This window comes from Enterococcus pernyi (genome assembly GCF_045371165.1).
Lineage (GTDB): Bacteria > Bacillota > Bacilli > Lactobacillales > Enterococcaceae > Enterococcus_B > Enterococcus_B pernyi.
Genome location: NZ_JBIQDM010000003.1, coordinates 25,841 through 29,041, shown reverse-complemented (window position 1 = coordinate 29,041; position 3,201 = coordinate 25,841). Strand labels below are relative to the sequence as shown.

Genomic DNA, 3,201 nt, shown 5'->3' with positions numbered 1-3,201 from the left:
TGCCAACCGGTTTCCGTTCTAGGTGTCAACTCAAATCGATCGCCCACATTTCCTACGTCTGTGAATCGCTCACTGCTGTTCATAGTCGGATCACCGATAAATTCGTGGTTCACTGTGATCGTTCCACCTACCGTTGGATTCTTTGTATAGATAAATTCAACAAGTCTTTCCGGACCAGCTGTCATCTGACCAGAATTACTTGCACTTCCAGAAGATAATCTGCTATAGGTATATCCCGGAATGGCTGGTGGTGTATACGCATAGTTTTGTCCAACATCCATTTGTTCCACTAACGGATCTCGGAGTTCATTCCCTGCCTCATCGATATATCTCACTCTGATTGAATTTTTTGTTCGCAATGACAATGTGCCCAAATTAAGATTAGTAAGTGTAATACCCCCTACATTAATCGGTTTATTTCCAAAAAAATCAGCAGTTGTTGGATCAATTGCCCATGTATCTAAATAAAGCGAACTCAAGTTAAGATTGATTGAGTTAGTATGACCATTTGTAGCACTCACCTGAGTCCTAGTAACTGTCACATCAACTCTTGTAAGATTTCCCGTAGTCGGGCCAACTACCCTGCTAATGGTCACTCCCGAAGGAAGATTTGTCGCGGTCACATCACCTATACTAAAATTACCTGTCAGATTAGGTGCGTTTCCATAATGCATCTGAGTATAAAAGTAATTGGGTACAGGTGTATTTCCACTCTTGCCTCCCGTCAGTGCTGGAATCCAGCCACCTCGATCTGTTACCAGGGCATAGGTTGGAATATTAATCGGAAAACTCACACTATCTCCCACATCAACCCCTAAAGAACCATCTATTTGTGGTATAGCAATGATTTGTTGAGAGATTGCGTTTTCTCCTTCGTCATACAACCATGCTCGTAAGCTCTTTCCTTGATGGATTTCATCGAGCATATAATCGTTAAAAGCAGCATAAACACTCACTGGAAAATGCAAGAGCAATAAGATGACGCTAAATATGCTCATTAGTTTGATTTTATTCATTGGATCTCTCTCCGTATTCTTTATTTTTCAAAAGATATTTGACCTTTCAGTAGGGGCTTGCCACTGACATTATTACTCTTTGAAATTGCTTTTTGTTTGATTGAATCAAATGCCTCTTTGACGGCTGGCTGACGATTGTTTCCTTTATTCTGTTCAGCAATCTGTGGATTACTTTCAGATTTCATAGTATTCACCCGATGTCTTGCAGCTTCACTTAATTGATTCGTCGCACGGTTTTCACGAGCTGACTGTGATGGTGGCTCATGAATATCCGCTTTCACATGAAGTGTTTCATGGGTATTGAAGGAATTCGACCGACTTGAACGATTCGATTCATTTTGGGTTTTATTTTCTGTCTCTTGACCATAGACCCATGCATACGGACTTTTATCCGTTGACTTCGTTTCGGCATTAGCCACTTTCATTCCATCTTCTTTCGATTCAGCACTTTTTATTGAAGAATTATCATGAACAGGTGCAAGATCATTTTTATCCACTGTTTCATAGGCTTTATCAAAATTCTTATCTACCTCTAAAGAATTTTTTTCGATTGTTTCTTTTTGTGTCGTGGTTTCTAATGTTTGATCTTCTTTTTTATAAAACTTTCTTTGTAGTGCATGCAGTCCTTTACTCAAGGCAGTCACACCAAAGGAAACCGCAAGTGCCATTGCAATAACTGAAGTTACTTTGTACATAAATAAAGGAGTTGAAGTGGCTATCGCAAATATATATGGTGCTACTACTGGTGTCAGTGCGATACCAATTCCTGCTACAACTATCCCAACACCAAAGATGATGGCGAGAGATTTCCAATTTCTTTTAAAATAACCCTTTACAGATTTGTCTTTTTCTGAATTTTCAGGACTGCCTTTTTCTGATGAGTGATTCTGTTGTTTTGTTTTTGCTGTTTCTTTCTCATGAGCGGCAGTTTCTCTTTGAATCGATTTTTCTTTTGGATCAATCACTCGATCTTCTAAGTTTCTCTGGCGACTTCGTTCTGACTGGCGATAGTTTTGTATTCTAGAACGAAGTTTACGAATATAGTTGATGAGTTTTGGCCCATAAACGGCAGTCAAAATAGTACCATAAATAAACAGAGTTAGTGGTAGTCCATACATAGCAAGGTAAGCTGGAACGATACCTAAAATGCCAGTTACCCACATACTGATTAACGGCCAAGATGCTAATGGTAGTAAGTTCAACAAAAGTCTTCCGATTTGAATGGCTCGGCTTTTTTTTGTGTGGATTTTCTTTTTTTGTGTATGCGGTCCTGACTCTGGCAATTCTATATCGTCATCCATAAAATCGGTTTCTGTAGTTTTATCCGTTTTTTCTGAAGCATTCTCATTTAAACCAAGAGTACTACTACTAGCGTCTATTCCATGTTTATCTAAAGGATCAGTTATGTTTTCCGACTGTTTTTTATCCATTCCTCGAGTGGCTATGCTCGCTTCATCCAGTTTCGTTGGTTTCGGTTCCCCACCTTCACTCATCTGATTTCTCATTTGGCTGTTTTGAGTGTCTGAGGAAGATTCCTCTACTGGCACGTTGGAACTATCTGTTTGAGTGTTTGTTTCAGGTGGTTCTTTCTCTATTGGATTAAATTTGAGTTTATCAGCTAACAATTCACGGATTTTTTTTGTGTTACCATCAACAATACCTGTTTGATCAGCAGAGAGAGCAGTAGGTTGGTTGCTTGATTCTTTTCTACGATCTAGTTGATCGGATGTAACACTTTCTTCCGATTTTTGTCCATCACTACTTTTTACAGCAGGATTTTCAAATTGGCCCCGATGTTGGCGAAATGTCTCGTTAGCCAAGCCATTTTGTTGCTGTAATGTTTCATTAGATACACTAGCTTCAGTTTCTCTCCCAGTTCTGGACTCGTACTGTCTTCGCATCGCTTCAACTCGACCCGTGGATTCTGGAGCAAGGCGGTCGTTAGAAAACTCATTCGCTTTTTCAAACCGATCTCTCGCTGCTTTCACTTGTCCCGTGGGTTCTGGAACTGGGCGGTCGTTGGAAAACTCATTCGCTTTTTCAAACCGGTCTCTCGCTGCTCTCACTTGACCCGTGGATTCTGGAACTGGGCGGTTGTTAGAAAACTCATTTGCTTTTTCAAACCTGTCTCTCGCTGCTCTCACTTGACCCGTGGATTCTGGAACTGGTCGCTCATCACGAAGGA

At 40.4% G+C, this 3,201-nt stretch carries 2 protein-coding genes; both read right to left on the bottom strand.

Going from position 1 to position 3,201, the window contains the following annotated elements:
• Positions 1-998, bottom strand: a 998-nt coding sequence (locus ACH0AK_RS04685; protein WP_499796752.1) for a MucBP domain-containing protein, incomplete at its 3' end; no start/stop codon positions are given.
• Between the two features lie 38 nt (positions 999-1,036).
• On the bottom strand, positions 1,037-3,201 hold a 2,165-nt coding region (locus ACH0AK_RS04680), incomplete at its 5' end, for a hypothetical protein (RefSeq protein WP_499796751.1).